At 49.5% G+C, this 18,960-nt stretch carries 8 protein-coding genes; all 8 read left to right on the top strand.

Annotated features, from left to right (window positions below; genetic code table 11):
* The first annotated feature begins 246 nt into the window (after positions 1–246).
* The 8 genes from DXT99_RS13635 to DXT99_RS13600 all read left to right on the top strand — a co-directional run bounded on the left by DXT99_RS13635 (position 247) and on the right by DXT99_RS13600 (position 18,917).
* Complete coding sequence (locus DXT99_RS13635) at positions 247–3,306, top strand: SusC/RagA family TonB-linked outer membrane protein (RefSeq protein WP_115566113.1); 3,060 nt, start codon at positions 247–249, stop codon at positions 3,304–3,306.
* A gap of 22 nt (positions 3,307–3,328) precedes the next feature.
* A complete protein-coding gene (locus tag DXT99_RS13630) occupies positions 3,329–4,993 on the top strand; it encodes a RagB/SusD family nutrient uptake outer membrane protein (RefSeq protein ID WP_115566112.1) in 1,665 nt (554 codons plus the stop codon).
* A 1,454-nt stretch (positions 4,994–6,447) separates the two neighbouring features.
* Positions 6,448–9,579 (top strand): SusC/RagA family TonB-linked outer membrane protein, encoded by a 3,132-nt coding sequence (locus DXT99_RS13625; RefSeq protein WP_115566111.1) that lies wholly within the window; start codon positions 6,448–6,450, stop codon positions 9,577–9,579.
* Positions 9,580–9,590: 11 nt separating this feature from the next.
* Positions 9,591–11,537 carry a RagB/SusD family nutrient uptake outer membrane protein gene (locus tag DXT99_RS13620; RefSeq protein WP_115566110.1) on the top strand — a complete coding sequence of 649 codons (1,947 nt, stop codon included), beginning with the start codon at positions 9,591–9,593 and terminating at the stop codon, positions 11,535–11,537.
* Positions 11,538–11,764: 227 nt separating this feature from the next.
* Positions 11,765–14,797, top strand: a complete 3,033-nt coding sequence (locus DXT99_RS13615; protein WP_115566109.1) for an endo-1,4-beta-xylanase — start codon at positions 11,765–11,767, stop codon at positions 14,795–14,797.
* 146 nt (positions 14,798–14,943) lie between these two features.
* Positions 14,944–16,113 (top strand): mannonate dehydratase, encoded by a 1,170-nt coding sequence (gene uxuA, locus DXT99_RS13610; protein ID WP_115566108.1) that lies wholly within the window; start codon positions 14,944–14,946, stop codon positions 16,111–16,113.
* 7 nt (positions 16,114–16,120) lie between these two features.
* Positions 16,121–17,581 carry a glucuronate isomerase gene (uxaC, locus tag DXT99_RS13605; RefSeq protein ID WP_115566107.1) on the top strand — a complete coding sequence of 487 codons (1,461 nt, stop codon included), beginning with the start codon at positions 16,121–16,123 and terminating at the stop codon, positions 17,579–17,581.
* Between the two features lie 16 nt (positions 17,582–17,597).
* Complete coding sequence (locus DXT99_RS13600; RefSeq protein ID WP_115566106.1) at positions 17,598–18,917, top strand: MFS transporter; 1,320 nt, start codon at positions 17,598–17,600, stop codon at positions 18,915–18,917.
* Positions 18,918–18,960 lie beyond the last annotated feature (43 nt).

Genomic DNA, 18,960 nt, shown 5'->3' with positions numbered 1-18,960 from the left:
AAGAGATTAGCCAAGAGTTAATGCTCCAAACCTCGGTATGTAAATTTTTAAGCTCAAGCAGTGGTAGACAAAAAAAACATGTAATAACTGCAATCGATTCCAAATTTAATTCAATAAAAAAATAAACTACATGAATTCTTAAGTCCATAATCACCCTTAAAAGCAGCCTTAGATCATCTATAATGCTTTATAGTTCCAATAAAATCATAAATAATTAATGTTTTACTTACCTTAAACAAACCGTGCATGAAAAACTCTATACACTTATGGCAAGGCCGGCTTTGCCTCTTGCTGATCGGCATCGTGACGGGAAGCATGTTCTCGCCGGCAGCCTTCGCCACCGCGGCTAATCCTTTTGCGTGGCAGATTACCGGTAAAGTAACGCTTGAGGGAGAGGCGCTTCCTGGTGTCGCAGTCGTCCTTAAAGGAACCACAGTAGGAACTTCTACGGATGGTAACGGAAACTACACCCTTTCTGTGCCTGAATCTCCCGGCACCCTGGTTTATTCCTTTATCGGCACCACTGCCAAAGAAATGCCTTTTACCGGTCCGGCTACTATCAACGTATCCATGACCGAAGATTCCAAAGCCCTGCAGGAAGTACAGGTGGTGGGCTATGGAACCCAGAAGAAAAGCCAGGTAACCGGGGCTATTTCCTCTTTATCCTCCAGAGAGATAAGCGAAATGCCGATTACGAACGCCCGCCAGGCTATTCAGGGCCGGGCAGCCGGGGTAGACGTGGTGCAGGCAGGTAGCAAGCCGGGAGCCGGACCGCAAATCCGAATCAGGGGTCGCCGTTCCTTCAACGCTTCCAACGACCCGCTTTATGTAGTGGATGGCATTCCGCTCTCCGGTGGAATCGATGATATCAACCCGCAGGATATTGCCTCTATGGAGGTGCTGAAAGATGCTTCCGCCACAGCTATTTATGGTTCCCGTGGCTCCAACGGCGTTGTACTCATCACCACCAAAAGAGGTGTAGCAGGCAAAACATCTGTAACCTATGATACTTTTGTGGGTATAAACAGCCCCCTCGGAAGAATTGAGGTACTTGACGGCCCAGGGTTTGCAGAGTATAAGCGGGAGTCAAGAAGAGCTATCGGTCAGTACCCCCTGGGACCTGCCACCGACGATGCTGATGAGAAGATATTTGAACCTGTAGAACTGGAGAGCATCCGGTCAGGCCGCAGCACCGACTATGTAGATGCCATGCTGCGTACCGGCATGATTCAGAGCCACCAGCTGGGCGTATCGGGGGGTAGCGAAAAAACGACTTTCAATATCTCCGGTAACTACTTCGAGGACAAAGGGGTAGTGAAAAAGCAGGATTTTTCCCGCTATACCTTCCGCGTAAACCTGGATCATAAAATCAATGACAGGCTAAGGGTAGGTACTTCTTCCCTGTTTGTGTACAGCATCCGGAATGGTGAGAACTTTAACCCACTAGGAGGCGCTTTTGCTGAAAACCCGCTGGGCAAGCCTTATAACGACGACGGATCCTTGAACTTTTTACCAACTAACGATGGCTTGCGTACTAACCCGCTGGCTGAGATTGTGGACGGTGCCCAGGTAGACGAAACCAAGCGCTACCGGATCTTCAACAGTATCTATGGCGAATGGGACATTGCAGATGGACTGAAATACAGACTGAATTTTGGGCCTGACGTGACAGTAAGAAGAAGCGGTCGTTTTACAGGCTCGCAAACCAATGCGCGCCGGGGCGGAGCACCCACAGGAAGTGTGTATGAGGAGTTCGTCCTCAACTATACGCTTGAAAACATCCTTACTTATAGCAAGCAATTCAACGAGGCGCACAACCTGAACTTCACCGGACTTCAGTCTATTCAGAGAGACCGTTTCGAGAACTCGTCTATCAACGTGCTGGGAATACCGGACGAAAACCAGGAATATTACCGCTTAGGAGATGCAAGCCAGATTACCGGGGCCAATACCGACCTCCGCACCTGGACGTTGCTATCGTTCATGGGCCGGGTTAATTATGACTTCAAAAACAGGTACCTGCTCACCGCCACAATGCGGGCAGACGGTTCTTCCCGTTTCGGGGAAAACACTAAATTCGGCTATTTCCCCTCTGTAGCATTAGGCTGGAACCTTTCGGAAGAATCCTTCATGTCTGGTGTTAACTGGTTGGACATGGCCAAACTACGCGTGAGTTACGGAGTAATTGGAAACACCGCGATTGACCCATACCAGACACAGGCGCTGTTAGGCCGCACGTCTTACGCCTGGGATAATGCCGCTGCTTTTGGCTACCGTCCCAATACTATCGGAAACCCTGACCTGAGGTGGGAAACATCCAGAACGGCCAATGCCGGTATGGATTTCAGCCTCTTCAGCGGTAGAGTGTCTGGTAGCCTCGAGTACTATGTGACCAATACAACTGACTTGCTGGCTCCACAGCCATTACCGACATCCATTGGTTTTGGCGGGTTCACAACAAATATCGGACACACACGAAACCAAGGAGTTGAAGTGACGCTTACAACAGTGAACGTTGACAAAGGAGACTTCACCTGGTCTACTGACTTTGTCTTCACCCGTAACCGCGAAGCCATCATTGAACTAGCCGACGGCAAAGTAGATGACGTAGCCGCCGGGCGCTTCATAGGGCAACCCCTTTCGGTATTTTATGATCACAGAAAGTTAGGTATCTGGCAGGCAGATCAAGCCGATGAGGCTTTGATATACCAGGATAAAGTAGGGCAGGTTAGAGTGGAAGACATAAACAATGACGGAAAGATAAATGCAGATGATCGCCAGATACTGGGCTCCGCCGTTCCGGACTTTGCCGGGGGTATCACCAACCGCATAACGTTCAAAAACTTTGACTTCTCCTTCTTTGTGTTTGGCCGGTACGGACAATTGATCAGAAGCCGCTTCCACGATAACGCCAACCTCCTGGCAGGACGCTACAACAACCTGGATGTAGACTACTGGACACCGAACAACCCTACCAATAATTTCCCGCAGCCGGTTGTTACCCAGGAATTTCCAAAATACGCCAGCTCCCTGACGTACTTCGACGGTTCCTTCCTAAAGGTGCGGAACATCAATTTAGGGTATAATGTACCGGCTTCTTTTGCCTCCAAGTTAAAGATGGAGAGCCTGCGGGTGTATACCAGCATTCAGCAGCCCTTTATCTTCGCTTCATACCGGTCTAAGTACCAGGGCATCGATCCGGAGACTTATGTGGATGGAGACCAGGGTGTAGGCGGAGGAGAAATAAATGCTAACGTGGCCCCTGCTACCAAAGTGTTCACCTTCGGTATCAATGCAAGATTCTAATTAAGACTAAACCAGAATAACCATGAATCAGATATATAAAAACAAAGCTTTGGGTTTGGCCAGGCTCGGCCTGTTGGGTGTTCTCCTGATGGGTGCCCCTGCCTGCGAAGACACCCTGGACGAAGAAGTAATTTCCAGGATAGGCAACGACTACATGAATACGGCCAAAGGCATGAATGATGCCGTGAACGCCGCTTATTCTTCTATGCGCACCTGGTATGGCACGGAGCGGGGAAATAACTTCACCATATTCGGCACAGATACCTATACCAATGGAGCAGATGGAGGGTGGAAGTTCATGAATACGTACACGACCCAGTTTGATACACAAAATGGCCACGTAAGGGAGCTCTGGGATGAGTTGTACCGCGGCATCAACACCACGAACGCTATCATTGAGCGTGCTCCCGCTGTGACTGGGATGGACGAAGAGGTTAAGAAGCAGCGGATAGCGGAAGCTAAATTCATCCGGGCCCACCATTACTTCATCCTGACGCAGCTGTTTGGCGGAGTTGACCTGCGCCTGACAGAAACCATGGTACCCACCAAGGACGTTTCCAGATCTACGGTAGAAGCACAGTACGAGGCGATCATCAGAGATTTGACAGAGGCCATTCCTGATCTGGAGGCAGCAGCCAGATCATCACAATACGGTCGTGCCACACGCCCTGCCGCTGAGCACCTGCTAGGGAAAGTATACCTGACCAAGGCCACTTCGGAGGCCGCGGCGGCTGATGATTATGCCAATGCCATCCCGCTGTTTCAAAACGTGATCAACAACTATGGCTTAAGACTTCTTCCTGACTTTGCGGATGTTCACCGACAGGGCAATGAGATGAACGACGAAGTTATCTGGTCTGTGCAGTACACCCGCGACCCACTGACGAACGGAGGGGGCAACAATACGCACGTGTTTTTCCTGATGGAGTACGACGTGTTGCCTGGAATGCAGCGTGACACAGAAAATGGCCGGCCGTTCAAACGCTACATGCCTACCGAGTACACGCTCAACGAGATCTTCACAGACCGGGAAATCGACAGCCGCTATAAGAAGTCTTTTAAGGACACGTACTACAGCAACAAACCGGGCACCTATAACACGTCCTTCGACACGACCAAGCCTTCTGTGACCTTTGCCGAGGGCGATACAGCCATCTATATGCCAGGGTATGAGATGTCAGCTGCGGAAATGGCGAAGCGGCCGTACCAGGTACTGGTGCCCAGCCGGTATGATGAGCGCTTGTTCCCCGCACTTACCAAACACATGGATGCCGGCCGCGTAGACCGTACACAATTTGAAGGCGGCCGTGATTACATCGCATTTCGTTTGGCGGACACTTACCTGATGCTGGCTGAAGCGCAGCTCCAGGCAGGTCAAACTGCTGAAGCTGTTGAAAACATCAACATGGTACGCCGCAGAGCAGCGTGGCCTGGCCAGGAAAGTGCCATGGAAATTACAGCTGATCAGCTGGACATGGAGTTTATCATCGAAGAGCGGGAAAGAGAATTGATAGGTGAGCAGATGCGATGGCTGGATCTAAAGCGTTGGGGAATACTGATTGAGAGGGTGAAGGCACACAACGAGGCAGCTGCACCTAATATACAGGCCCACCACGTGCTGAGACCGATTCCTCAAACTCAGGTTGACCGTAGTGCCACCGCTTTTGCCCAAAACCCTGGCTATTAACTACAACAGTTGTAATGCTTTATAAATACACCTCCCGCTCTTTGGAGCGGGAGGTGTATTTATGCTATATAAAACAAGCAGTGGCCTACTCGAATTTTTTCTGTAAAACACCCTATTATCCCCCAAACAGGCAACACCAGCTTTGTTGCTACGCATAATGACACTCATTAACAAGGGACCGGTTGCCAAGGCAAGCAGGTTTAGCAGGTAAACGGCTCGCGCCAGCCCCCTACCCTCCTGTTCTATATGATTTCAACCTTTGCCCGTCTCTGTATAGTTGTCAGCGGACAGCTTAGAATCAGCTCTATCCGCCACTCTTCTCATAATGCTTGCCCCTTATTGGTTCAGCCCCGGCACACATCACTGGTGCTACTGGTAAGCTGCTATCGTAGATTACTGGCTAATATATTAAAGTAACATGACAGCCTGCCCGCAAGCTAAAGAGCAACTACCTGGCTTTCTTAATTCACTATAAAACTCTCTATTAACAGTAGCTGACTCCTACTCCTTTCACTTTAGCATAGGAGTTCTATTCCTTATTTAACTCATGTTGCCATATATCAAGGGCTTTTCAAATTTCATCCAAACTTAACCTGGATTAGACTGGGAGGAGCTAATCTGGGCAGGTAATTTTTAACACTCTTAGCTGATCTCAACCTGGGTTGATTTTGTCTTTTTGATGTCTTCGAACTGGTTGATATAAATTTTGAAATCGGTTTCAAATATACCAGCCTCCCGATACCCCATCGAAGACTTCTACAGGCACACCTAATCTAAGGTGCAATTGAATTTTACTGGTTTTAAGAAACTAATCCAATTCTCTAAAGATTTAAAAGCATCTGAATTCATTTCCACAAGCCCCTACTCAGATACTTTTTGCTGTACTATTGACCCAAAGCAGAGCAAGCTTGAAAACTATTTATGAAATCGGTTGCATGTTTTAAAAAAAATACTCAAGTTTACACATATTAGTGAGCAGTTACTTACTGCCTAGTGAAATCACTGCGTTTATTTGTTGCAATTTTCAAAGGTCTGAGATATACACTTAAAACACTCATTATAAGCTATGTACCTACATTCCAAGTCATCTTTCAACTGCAGACAACTAAATTACTTGTGCAATAACTAAGCATAATTTAAACACCAGAAGCAATGATATACCGATAAAACGCAGAAGACAGCATTGAAACCGATACCATGAAAGCAGTCCAGCATACTCTTTCGCGAACTCTTTTCCACTGCCATCTATTAAATCAACTTAAATATGGAAATAGCCAAACACATCAAACTCAAAGCTACAATTGACCTGAAATGGTCCACAATGGCTGCATCTCCCTTCACACGTCACGCCTCCTTATGCAGGTGCGTGTCCGGCCAAAGGTACTTTGGTTCTGCCTTCTCCAAGGAAATTACACCTGAACAGCAATACTTACTCAACTCCTAAACCACCAATTATGAAATTCGATTTTACACAATGCCCCCGATCAGTGACTTCGCTGGTACGTGTACCAAAAGTCATCAGAGTCGCCACGATGCTTGTTGCCTACCTGCTGGTAAGTGTGCAGGCAATGGCGCAGACCACAACGGTAACCGGCCAGGTTACAGATGCTGAGACTGGAACAGGCTTGCCAGGTGTAACAGTGCTTTTAAAAGGCACTACTACGGCAGCCCCAACAGGTGCGGACGGCAGCTACACGATTAACGTGCCGGACGGCACCGGCACCCTGGTATTCTCCTTCATTGGCTATGAAAACCAGGAGGTGCCTATAAACAACCGTTCTACTATTGATGTGGAACTCGGCACAGATGCCCAGGCACTGGAAGAGGTAGTAGTAATAGGGTATGGTACGCAGCGGGCAGAAGCTGTAACAGGTTCCGTTGCTTCCATTAGTGCAGAAGAAATCACCCAGGTGCCAGCAGGTAATATCACGCAGGCCTTGCAAGGCCGTTTGCCAGGGGTGGAGTTTGCGCAATCATCCTCCCAGCCAGGTGCCTCCATGCAAATCCGGATTCGCGGTGCGCGCTCCATCTCTGGCGGAAATGACCCGCTGGTGGTGCTGGATGGTATTCCCTTTCCTGGGTCTATCTCCGATATCAACCCGAATGACATCGAGAGTGTTGATATCCTGAAGGATGCCTCGGCGACCGCCATTTACGGCTCGCGCGGCGCCAACGGCGTTGTATTAGTTACTACCAAATCAGGGAAAGCAGGGCAAAAGCCACAGATAAGCTACAATGGTTTTCATGGCGTGAAGAATGTGTTTGCCAGATATGACATGATGAGCGGACCGGAGCTTTTTGCACTGCGCCAGGCAGCCGGCCCCGGACAGTTTGCAGGACAGTTAGGGGAGGATGAAGCGGAGGATGTAGACACGGATTGGCAAGACCTGCTTTACCGAACCGGTATCACATCGAGCCACGACGTAGGCGTTACGGGTGGTACTGAACAAGGCCGTTACAACTTCAGTGTAGGCTACTTCCAGGATCAGGGTGTGATTCCTACGCAGCAGTACACCCGTTACTCCATGCGCGGTAGCCTTGACCAGGGAATAGGTGAACGTTTCCGCGTCGGCTTCACGACAAACAATAACTATAACATGACGGAAGGCAACAACGTGGGCTTGTACAACATCCTGAGCTTGTCGCCTCTTGCCAACCCGTATAACGAAGATGGCACTTTGAAAAGAACAGTCCGCATGCCATTGGATGAGACGTGGCTCTATACAAGAGACATGTTAGAAGACGGTGGTTTAGATGATCTATGGCTAAGCGAAACCAGGGCCTTTGCCACCTACAACACCATCTACGGCGAAGTGGAAATCCCGGGAGTGGAGGGCTTAAAATACCGTGCCAACCTTGGCCTGAATTACCGCCAGAGTCACGGTGGCGGCTATACAGCAGCGGGTATAAACAATGTGGAGGAAACCACCCCTTCCACTGCTTCTGTCAGTAACCAGGTTACAACCGACTGGACCCTTGAAAACCTGCTGACCTACGACCGTACCTTTGCAGGAAAGCACAATGTGAATTTAGTAGGCTTGTACTCTGCCTCTGAGAGGCAAATGAACCGCTCACGCATAGCGGCAAGAGACATTCCCTCCGACGCCTTCCAATTTTACAACCTCGGGCAGGCTGCCGGAGAAATTACGGTAAACCCGAATGACCAATGGTATGAAAACTGGGGATTGTTGTCGTGGATGGGACGCGCCATGTATTCTTATGACGACCGCTACCTGCTGAGCGTTACTGTACGCTCCGATGGCTCCTCCAGGCTGGCCCCAGGCTATCAGTGGAACACCTATCCTGCCGTGTCTGCCGGCTGGAACATCGCCAGAGAAACGTTTATGCAGGATGTAAACCTTATAAACATGATGAAGCTGCGTGTGGGCTACGGACAAACCTCCAACCAGGGCATTCCTCCCTACTCTACTCTTGGACGTTTAAGCACCAGACCTTATAACTTTGGCCCCGATGTTTACGAAACCGGATACTATGTAACGGAACTACCTAACCCTAATCTGGGATGGGAATACTCTAATACATGGAATTATGGATTAGACTTCGCCATCCTGAATAACCGCCTGTCAGGTACAGTAGAGTACTATGTAACAAATACCGAAAATGTGCTACTAAGCCTTGGCCTGCCTGCTACATCGGGCGTGAGCAGCTATACGGCAAATATAGGATCCATACAAAATAAAGGCCTGGAGTTCTCGCTCAACGGTCTGATACTGGATAACCTCAACGGCTGGACATGGGAAGCCGGTGTCAACATATATGGCAACCGCAACGAAATCACATCGCTTGCTTCAGGAGCAGAGGAAGATAGAACCAACTGGTTGTTTGTAGGCCACCCTATCAATGTCATCTACGACTATGAGAGATTAGGCCTTTGGCAGGAGGAAGATCCATACCTGGATATCCTGGAGCCGGGCGGCAATGTAGGTATGGTCAAAGTAAGATATACAGGCGAGTACAACGCCGATGGTACGCCAGTAAGGCAAATTGGGCCTGATGACAGACAAATCATGAACGCGAATCCTGATTTCCAGGGAGGCTTCAACACCCGCGTAGGGTTTAAAGGATTTGATCTGACTGCTGTGGCAGCCTTTCAGCGCGGCGGAATTCTCAACAGCACGCTCTACGGCTCGGCAGGCTACCTTAACTTGCTAAGCGGACGCCGGAATAATGTTGATGTGGATTACTGGACACCGGAGAACACCAACGCCAGGTATCCAAATCCGGCAGGCATCAGAAGCGGCGACAACCCTGAATATGGCAGTACCCTCGGTTACTTCGACGCCTCCTACCTAAAGATACGCACCATCACACTTGGTTATAACTTCACAAACAGCAATTGGATGGAAAAAATTGGCATGAATAGTCTACGGCTTTACGCTACAACACAAAACCCATTTGTGCTGTTCTCGCCCTACAACAGAGCATCAGGCATGGACCCTGAAACCAACTCATACGCCGACCAGAATGTGGCTGTAGCTGGTGGCGTGCCAAACCGTTTGCTGACGATTGGCACGAACACACCCTCCACGCGCAACTACCTGGTTGGTCTCAATGTCACATTCTAAATAAGATGAAGATGAAATTTATAAAAAATAAAGCTTTTATAGGAACAGCGTTAATGGTGGCGCTTTCCCTGGCGTCCTGCGAGGACATTCTGGAAGAACAGCCACGCGCTGGTTATACACCTGAATTTTTCCAGACCGAGCGAGGTGTCCAAGGTGGCATAACATCCATGTATGCCCACCTGCGCTACATATACGGACAGGCCTACTACTATAACACCACCGAAACCGGTACCGATGAAGTGACCTATGCGCAGAGTGCAGACCAGAACTTCCTGGTAATGGACCTTTCTGGCCGGGGTGAAATCACGCCCCAGGACAGTCGTGCCGATGTACTATGGGGAGCCGCGTTCTCTAACATTAACACCGCCAACGGTGTTATTGAAAATGCAGCCGCAGTAGGGACTATATCGGATGCGCTGGTTGCCGAAGCCAGGTTCTTCCGCGCGTTCGATTACTTTGAACTGGTAAAAACGTTCGGCGGGGTGCCTTTGGATTTGGGCGCAGGAGAACTTGCGTTCAACACAAACCCCGCCAGAACCTCTGCCCGCAACACGGTGCCGGAGGTCTACACCAGAGCCATCTTCCCAGATTTGGTGAGAGCGGTAGAAGATCTGCCGGTAAATCCTCGTGTTACCGGAGGTGCAACCCAAACGCTTGCACGCCTTTATCTGGCAAAGGCCTACCTGACCTACGGATGGTGGCTTGAAAACCCGGATAACATTCCTACTTACCCGGAGACTCCCCGAACTGATCCTGACGGACATGACGCCCAGTGGTATTTTCAGCAGGCATACGACGTGGCCATAAACGGCATTCAAAACCCGGGACCTTTCAGTTTGCAGGAAACATTCTATGATGTGAATGTGGCGACAAACGACCGCAACAGTGAAATACTACTGTACGCTGACCGCACAGAGACAAGCGAATTTTATAACGCATCCAGCCTTACATGGAGTAATGGCGCTGCCCCAGAAAACTTTGCCGGCTGGATGATGACGTGGAACTATACCAACATCAGAAGCGCTACTGATCCAGATTGGACAAATCCTATAAGTTCTGTTCAGCGTGAAGCATCACAAGACCTGGGACGTCCGTGGACACGTATGGCACCTACGATCGGTGTAATCACTAACACCTTTGCCGACAAAACAAATGACTCCCGCTACGATGGCACCTTTACAACCACCTACCGTGGCAACTGGCCTAAAGCAGGCATTGACGCACCCGTAGTATACAACGCAAACAGTTTGCCGGTTGAACCAGGTGGAGCCATCCTGACTTTCCTGGACGAACAACCGGCAACGCCAATCAGCTACCCTAGTGGAGCAGGCAAAAGCAATATAGGAGCAGGAGAATTACCTGGAAGATCTGATTTTGTAATAGGTCCACGTGACATTAGCAGGATTGTATACCCGGGGCTTTGGAAACTTGGTCCTTACCGCACTGACAGTGGCGATGGATTAGGACAGCCGAATGCTGCCAGTACCCGTCCTTTCAATATTGCAAAATTCTCGGAGTTCTATTTTGTAGCGGCCGAAGCAGCAGTGAAGGGTGCCAATACACAAGCCGGTTATACCGCCAGAGAATTGATCAACGTGCTTCGTGCACGCGCAGGCAACTGGCGCTGGGACAACAACGGAGACCAGCTTAAAGTAGAAGACCGTAGTGCAGAGATGGTTGCTGCCACGCCAGAAGTAATAGACATTGATTATATTCTGGCAGAGCGTTCGCGTGAATATTACGGCGAAGGTTACCGCTGGTTCGACTTAACCCGTACGCAAAGATGGGAAGATCTCGCTTCCACGTACGAAATTGCCGGAAACGCCTACGGAGACCATACGGCTGAAACAATAACGCGCAACATTCAACCCTATCATTACCTGCGCCCTATTCCGCAAGGTCAGTTAGACGCTATGGAAGGCGTTACAAGTGATTATCAAAACCCAGGATACAATTAATTTGGTGGATTATAATTATAAAGATTGGGTGCTCCTATAGGGCACCCAATCTTTATTTACCCTCCGACAACATCGAATCCAAAACGACAGGCGCTGCCTGTTCTACCGCCCTTATTTCAAACTATATTGTTTCTGTTACCGCTCCCACTTAACCCTATTTCACACAATAAAACACCCACAAGTCAAACATGTAACTCAATTATTTATCACCTCTAACTTATTATTATATGAAGAAGGTTGTACTCTTAATTTTATTGTTTGCCTCTTTAGGAAGTTTCACTTCCCGGGCGCAGAACCTTATCCCCAACGGCGGATTTGAGAATGACCTGGCAAATTGGTGGACGCAGGCCGCCAGTGGTACTAACGCCAGTTTTACGGTTGTGACAGAAGACAAGGCAGAAGGCAGTAAAGCCCTGAAAGTTGATGTCATCACTCCCGGGGCAAATGCCTGGGATGTGCAGGCAGTGAATGACGCCTGGGCTTCTGTTACAGGCAAAGAGTATACCTTAACCTTCTGGGCAAAAGCGGCAACAAGCGGAAGCTCTTTTAAAATGATCCAACAGGTCGGAGATGCATATGAGGAAAAAACATTTACCTTAACCAACACCTGGCAAAAGTATGAGTGGAGTTTTATGGCCCAGGCGGCGGAGCTACAACTAAAATTCCACTTTCCGAATGCAGGCACCTTTTATATAGATGGCATCACTATCCCCCAACAGGAACAGGTAAAAAACCTGATCTCCAACGGGAGCTTTGAGAACGGCAGCGGGAACAGCTTCACCAATTGGTGGACCAGTGCAGGAAACGGTTCAGCTGCCTTCACTGCTGCAACGGGCAGCGCACAAGATGGCGCCAGAGCCCTCAAAGTAGACGTTGCAGCGCTTGGTTCTAACCCATGGGAGATACAGGCGGTAAATGATGCCTGGCCATCCGTAACAGGCAAGGAGTATACCTTAACCTTCTGGGCAAAGGCCGCTACCGCCGGCAGCAGCTTTAAGACAGTACTGCAGCTTGGTGGCGCTTATGATGAGCAAACTTTTACACTTACAGACACCTGGCAAGAGTACAAGTGGACATTCACCGCAAAGGCAGACAACATGGAACTGAAGCTCCAGTTCCTCAGCACAGGCACTTTCTACATCGACAATATCTTTATTCCTTCTGCAGTACAGGCCAAAGAGCTCCTGACAAATGGCGGCTTTGAGAACGGCACAGGTGATAGCTTCACCAATTGGTGGACACAGGTAAGCGGCGGCGGCGTAGGTGCTTTCACCGCCGAGACTTCAGATGTGCAGAGTGGCAGCAGGGCCATGAAAGTGAGCATTACCCAGGCAGGAGGTGCTGCCTATAATATCCAGGCGGTAAACGATGCCTGGCCTTCTGTAACAGGAACAGAATATACCTTAACCTTCTATGCGAAGGCAGCAACGGCAGGCAAGAATATTACAGTAGTGCAACAGACAGACACCTATGCGTCAAAGAACTTTGAACTCACTGATACCTGGAAACAGTATGAATGGACCTTTACGGCCCAGGAGGAAGGGCTGCAGCTGCGGCTGAACTTCCCGGAGGCAGGCACCTTCTATATCGACAATGTGTCAATTTTGGGTAGTGTGGACGATACACCTGCTCCGCAGCCTTACACCCCAACCGGTCCTCCTATTGCCACAGGTCAGCCAAAGTTCCTGGGAAGTGTGTATAGCGCCTCGCAGCTGCCAAACTTTACAGCTTATTTTAACCAGGTAGTAGCCGAAAACGCCGGTAAGTGGGGTTCAGTAGAAGCAACCCGTGATGTAATGAATTGGACGGAACTGGACGCCGCCTACGAACTGGCCAAAGACAATGGTTTCCCTTTCCGCATGCACGTTCTGATCTGGGGCAACCAGCAGCCTACCTGGATCAAGAGCTTATCACCTGCAGAGCAACTGGAAGAGATAGAAGAATGGTTTGCAGCAGTGGCCGAGCGCTACCCTGACATAGACTTCCTGGAGGTAGTGAACGAGCCGACAAACGACCCTCCTGTACAAGATCCGAATGACCCAGGAAGCGGAGGCTATATGGAAGCCCTTGGCGGCAGCGGTACTACCGGCTGGGACTGGGTGATCAACTCCTTTAAACTGGCACGTAAGTATTTCCCGGACACTCCCCTGATGCTGAATGATTACAGCGTTGAAAATTCACTTCAAAATGCGCAGCGCTACCTGAACATCATCAACCTGCTTCAGGCAGAAAACCTGATCGACGCCATTGGCATACAGGGCCACGCCTTCTCAACCAGGTCAGTTAGCGTAGAACTGTTAACACAAATCCTGGATAATTATGCTGCAACCGGCTTACCTATCTATATCACAGAACTTGATATTGACGGTAGAACAGACGCCGTACAGTTAGCAGAATATCAGCGGATATTCCCTGTGTTCTGGGAGCACCCGGCCGTGAAAGGCATCACGTTGTGGGGCTACCGCCCGGGACATTGGAGAACAGAGCAAGGTGCTTACCTAGCCTATACCAACGGAGCTGAACGCGAGGCGTTTGTTTGGCTTCAGGAGTATATTCAGAGCAACACCAACCTTCACATACCGGTCGTAACAGTTGGGCAGAACTTTAGCTTAAGCGAAATAGCCACCTGCAATGTAGTAGGCACAGTAGCAGCAACAGATGCGGATGCGAATACTACCCTGCAGGGCTGGCAGATTACGGGCGGAACAGGAGCTTCTGTCTTCGCGATAGAGGCAGCCACAGGAGCAATTTCTATAGCCAGACCTGATTTACTGGATTTCACCCAAACGTCATATACCCTGATAGTAAAAGTGAATGATGGCTTTAGCACAAGCGCTGGAGAGACAGTGACCATCACTATTCCGAAGAAGATTTACGTCGCCCATAAAGGCAAGACTATTCATATAGCAAAGGAGGCTGTACCTGCTCACCTGGGCCACGGCGATTGCATTGGCAAGGAAGAAGCAACTGTTACATTGGCGGGTAAAAGCAGTGTAAGCAACCTGAAAGGCATAGAGGCAGAAGCGCTGCATGTATATCCTAACCCAGCTGCTGAAGGCAGGTTCACGGTAGCGGTAGCTGATTTTGATATCACTAAAAAGCCTGTTTACCAGATTGTAGATGCGGGAGGCAGAAAGCTGGTGGAGCAGCAAATGAACAGCAGCACCATCAGCAATAACCTGACGTTGAAGCCGGGCATTTACTTTATCAGGCTCATCAGCAACAACGAAGTAACGGTTAGAAAAGTGATTGTACAGTAAAAACAGACAGGTTTAGTTTAGGCAATTCATTTGGAGGTTATTTTCCACGTGGATTGCTTAAACTATTTTAAACCTGTTATCTATTATCAATGGCTTCAGTTAAATTGTAGGCCTATTCAAAACACACTAAAACTATCAAGCAAAGCATGTCATTAACACAAAGTTGGAGATGGTACGGGCCTAACGACCCCGTTACGCTACAGGATGTAAAACAGGCGGGTGCCACAGGTATTGTCTCTGCATTGCATCATATACCGCATGGCGCTGTCTGGCCACTGGAAGAAATACAGGAGCGCAAGCGCATCATAGAGGCAGCTGGCCTGGAGTGGGTGGTGGTGGAGAGCGTGCCGGTGCACGAGGCTATCAAAACCCGAAATGCCGACTGCGAAATGTACCTGGAAAACTACCGCCAATCGCTACGCAACCTGGCGGCGGCTGGCATCAGCACTGTGTGCTACAACTTTATGCCGGTGCTCGACTGGACCCGCACCAACCTGGCATTAGAAATGTGGAATGGCGCCAAAGCGCTGTATTTTGACTGGGCAGATTTGGCGGTATTCGACCTGTTCATTTTAAAGAGAAAGGGAGCTGAGCTGGATTACGCAGAAGAGGTAGTGCAACAGGCAAAAGAGAGATTCGCCTCTTCTTCACAGCAGCAGTTAGATGATCTAAGCGAAATCATTCGAATGGGTGTTCCTATGGAAGGATTTATTACGCTGGAACACTTAACTGAGAGCATCGAAATATATAAGAACATAGGCCATGCTGGTTTACGTGAGAACCTGGCTTACTTCCTGGAATCTATCATGGATGTTTGTGAAGAGACTGGTATTAAAATGACGATTCACCCAGATGATCCGCCTTACCCTATCTTAGGATTACCGCGCATTGCCTCCAACAAAGAAGACCTTTTATACATTATGGAAAGGGTGGACCGTGCTCCTAACGGCATCTGCTTCTGTACCGGTTCTTTGGGTGCAGGTTCGCATAACAACCCAGTGGATATCCTGAAGGCAGTAGGCCACCGCGTTTACTTTGCCCACCTGCGGAATGTAAAAAAAGATCCTACCGGAAACTTCTATGAGTCCGATCACCTGACAGGGGATGTGGACATGTATGGCGTAATGAAAGAACTTGTCGCTATCAACAAAGATCGTGAGCAGCCTATTCCGTTCCGCCCCGACCACGGGCACCAGATGCTCGACGACCTGCACAAAGTAACGAACCCCGGCTACTCCGCCATCGGGCGCTTACGCGGGCTGGCAGAGCTGCGCGGATTAGAAATGGGAATTGAGAAGTCAATGAGCAGTAGATAGAGAACTTATGAGTGAAGATATTTTATTAAAGAAAGATGGTGTAAAGAAGTCAGCTAAAGAGAAGACAGGCAGTTTCCTGAACGATGACTTCCTGCTGCAGTCAAATGCGGCAAAGGAACTATACCATGATTATGCCAAAGACTTACCCATCATCGATTACCATTGCCATTTATCACCGGAGGCAATCGCCGAAAACAAGCCCTACGCCAACATGACGGACATCTGGCTGGCCGGCGACCATTATAAGTGGCGTGCCTTGCGGACACTCGGGATAGACGAAAAGTATATTACCGGCGACGCTACCGACGAAGAGAAGTTCAGGACCTGGGCCAAGGCAGTGCCTTATACCATGCGCAACCCGCTGTACCACTGGACGCACATGGAACTGAAGAACCCGTTTGGCGTAACAGAGCTTCTATCAGAGGCCAATGCTTCTGAGATCTATGCGCATTGTAACAAATTGCTGCAGAAGCCGGAGTTCTCACCCCAGGGTTTACTAGAGCATTTCAAGGTAGAGATGGTGGGCACTACCGACGACCCAGTAGACAGCCTGAACTATCATCAACAGGTTGCAGCTTCCTCCTTCGGGGTGAAAGTGCTGCCTTCTTTCCGTCCGGATAAAGCTTTAAACCTGAGTGGTGGAGAGGCTTTCAGAACCTACCTCCAGCAACTCGCTGACGCAAGCCAAACCTCTATTACAAGTATAGACACTTTATTAGAGGCCCTTCAAAGCAGGGTAGATTATTTCCATCAGCACGGCTGCCGCATTTCAGACCATGGTTTGAGCAGCCTTCCTTACGTGGGCAAAAGCAGCGGCAACCTGGAGAAAGCTTTTGCGGCAGTATTAAGTGGCGATGACCGTGAGGCGGCCCTTCACCAGGAGGAATTCACTGCTTTTGTATTATTGGAACTTAGCAAAATGTACCACCAGAAAGGCTGGGTGCAGCAGTTCCACGTGGGGGCGCTGCGCAACACCAACAGCCGTATGCTGCAGGTAAATGGCCCTGATACCGGCTACGATTCCATTGGCGATTTTTCACAGGCTGCGGCCATGGCTGCATTTTTCAATGCCCTGGAGAAAGAAGGCAAGCTTACCAAAACCGTTATTTACAACCTGAATCCTGCTGATAATGCCGCTTTTGCTACTATGGTAGGTAACTTCCAAAGTGCCGGCACTAAGGGCAAGATGCAGTTTGGCTCCGCGTGGTGGTTCCTCGATAATTTAGAGGGCATGCAGGACCAGATGAATGCTTTGTCTAACATGGGGCTTATCAGCTGCTTTGTCGGTATGCTGACCGACTCCCGCTCCTTCCTGTCTTACTCCCGCCACGAGTACTTCAGGAGACTGCTGTGCAACATGTTCGGCAACGACATTGCGCAGGGCCTGCTGCCGGCCGACATCCCCTGGATTGGTAAAATGGTGCAGGACATCTGCTACTACAACGCAAAAAACTACTTCCCCATTTAAAGCATAACCACCTGCCATGCAAGCACCTTTAACAACAGAGCCAATCACCAAAAGAGCAAAGATTGGGTCATATCGCTGGACGATATGTGCCCTGCTTTTCTTTGCCACCACCATCAACTACCTCGACAGGCAAATCATTGGTTTGCTGAAGCCTGCACTCGAGCAGCAGTTCAACTGGACAGAAAGCGACTATGGTAGCATTGTAATGGCTTTCACCGCCTCCTATGCCCTGGGCATGTTGATCTTCGGAAGGATTATCGACAAAATAGGTACCAAGATGGGCTATAGCATTTCTATTGTAGTATGGAGTGTGGCGGCTATGTTTCATGCCGCAGCGCGGTCTACCTTTGGATTTGGCGTGGCCAGGGCTGCATTAGGTATTGGAGAGGCAGGTAACTTTCCGGCGGCCATTAAAACGGTGGCAGAGTGGTTCCCGAAGAAAGAGCGGGCACTGGCAACAGGATTGTTTAACTCCGGGGCAAATGTAGGGGCTGTGGTGGCGCCGATTTTTGTACCCTGGATGCTGGGGGCTTATGGTTGGCAGGAAGCTTTTATAGTAACAGGAGCGGTTGGTTTTGTATGGCTGGTTTTCTGGCTCATATTCTATGAAATCCCCTCCAGGCAAAAGCGCCTGGGCCAGCCAGAGTATGAATACATTCACAGTGACAATGAAGATGCCGGGGCTGAAGCGGACAAGACGCCTGTAAAGTGGGGAAAGTTGCTGTTTATAAGACAAACGTGGGTGTTCATCGCCGGGAAGTTCTTCACAGACCCTATCTGGTATTTCTTTCTCTTCTGGCTACCGTCATACTTCAGCACCACCTTTGACCTTGACCTGAGCAAGCCAAGCCTGCCCCTCGTGATTGTGTACTCTGCCACTACCATTGGCAGCATAGGCGGCGGTTACCTCTCCTCCTACTTTATCCGGAAAGGGTGGGCAGTATACAGGGCGCGTAAAACGGCCATGTTCATCATCGCGCTGCTGGTGGTGCCTATTATGGCAGCACGCTACACAACCGAGATCTGGATTGCAGTTGGCCTCATCAGCTTAGCAGCAGCGGCACACCAAGCCTGGAGCGCCAACATCTTCACCACCGTTTCCGACATGTTCCCGAAAAAGGCTGTGAGTTCGGTGGTAGGTATCGGGGGCATGGCAGGCTCTGTGGGAGGTGCACTTTTCCCGCTGTTCATCGGATTTATACTAGACTATTATAAAAACGCTGGCAACATTCTTGCCGGTTATAATATTATCTTCACCATCTGCGGCAGCGCCTATGTAGTGGCCTGGCTGATCATGCACTTCCTGTCGCCTAAAATGAAGCAGGCAGCAATCTAAAAACAGGAGCCGCTTTGAATAGCAGCTCCCTAAAACAGTATCA

It is taken from the genome of Pontibacter diazotrophicus (genome assembly GCF_003367245.1).
In the GTDB taxonomy this organism is placed as follows: Bacteria; Bacteroidota; Bacteroidia; order Cytophagales; family Hymenobacteraceae; genus Pontibacter; species Pontibacter diazotrophicus.
This window is presented reverse-complemented; position numbering and strand designations above follow the sequence as displayed.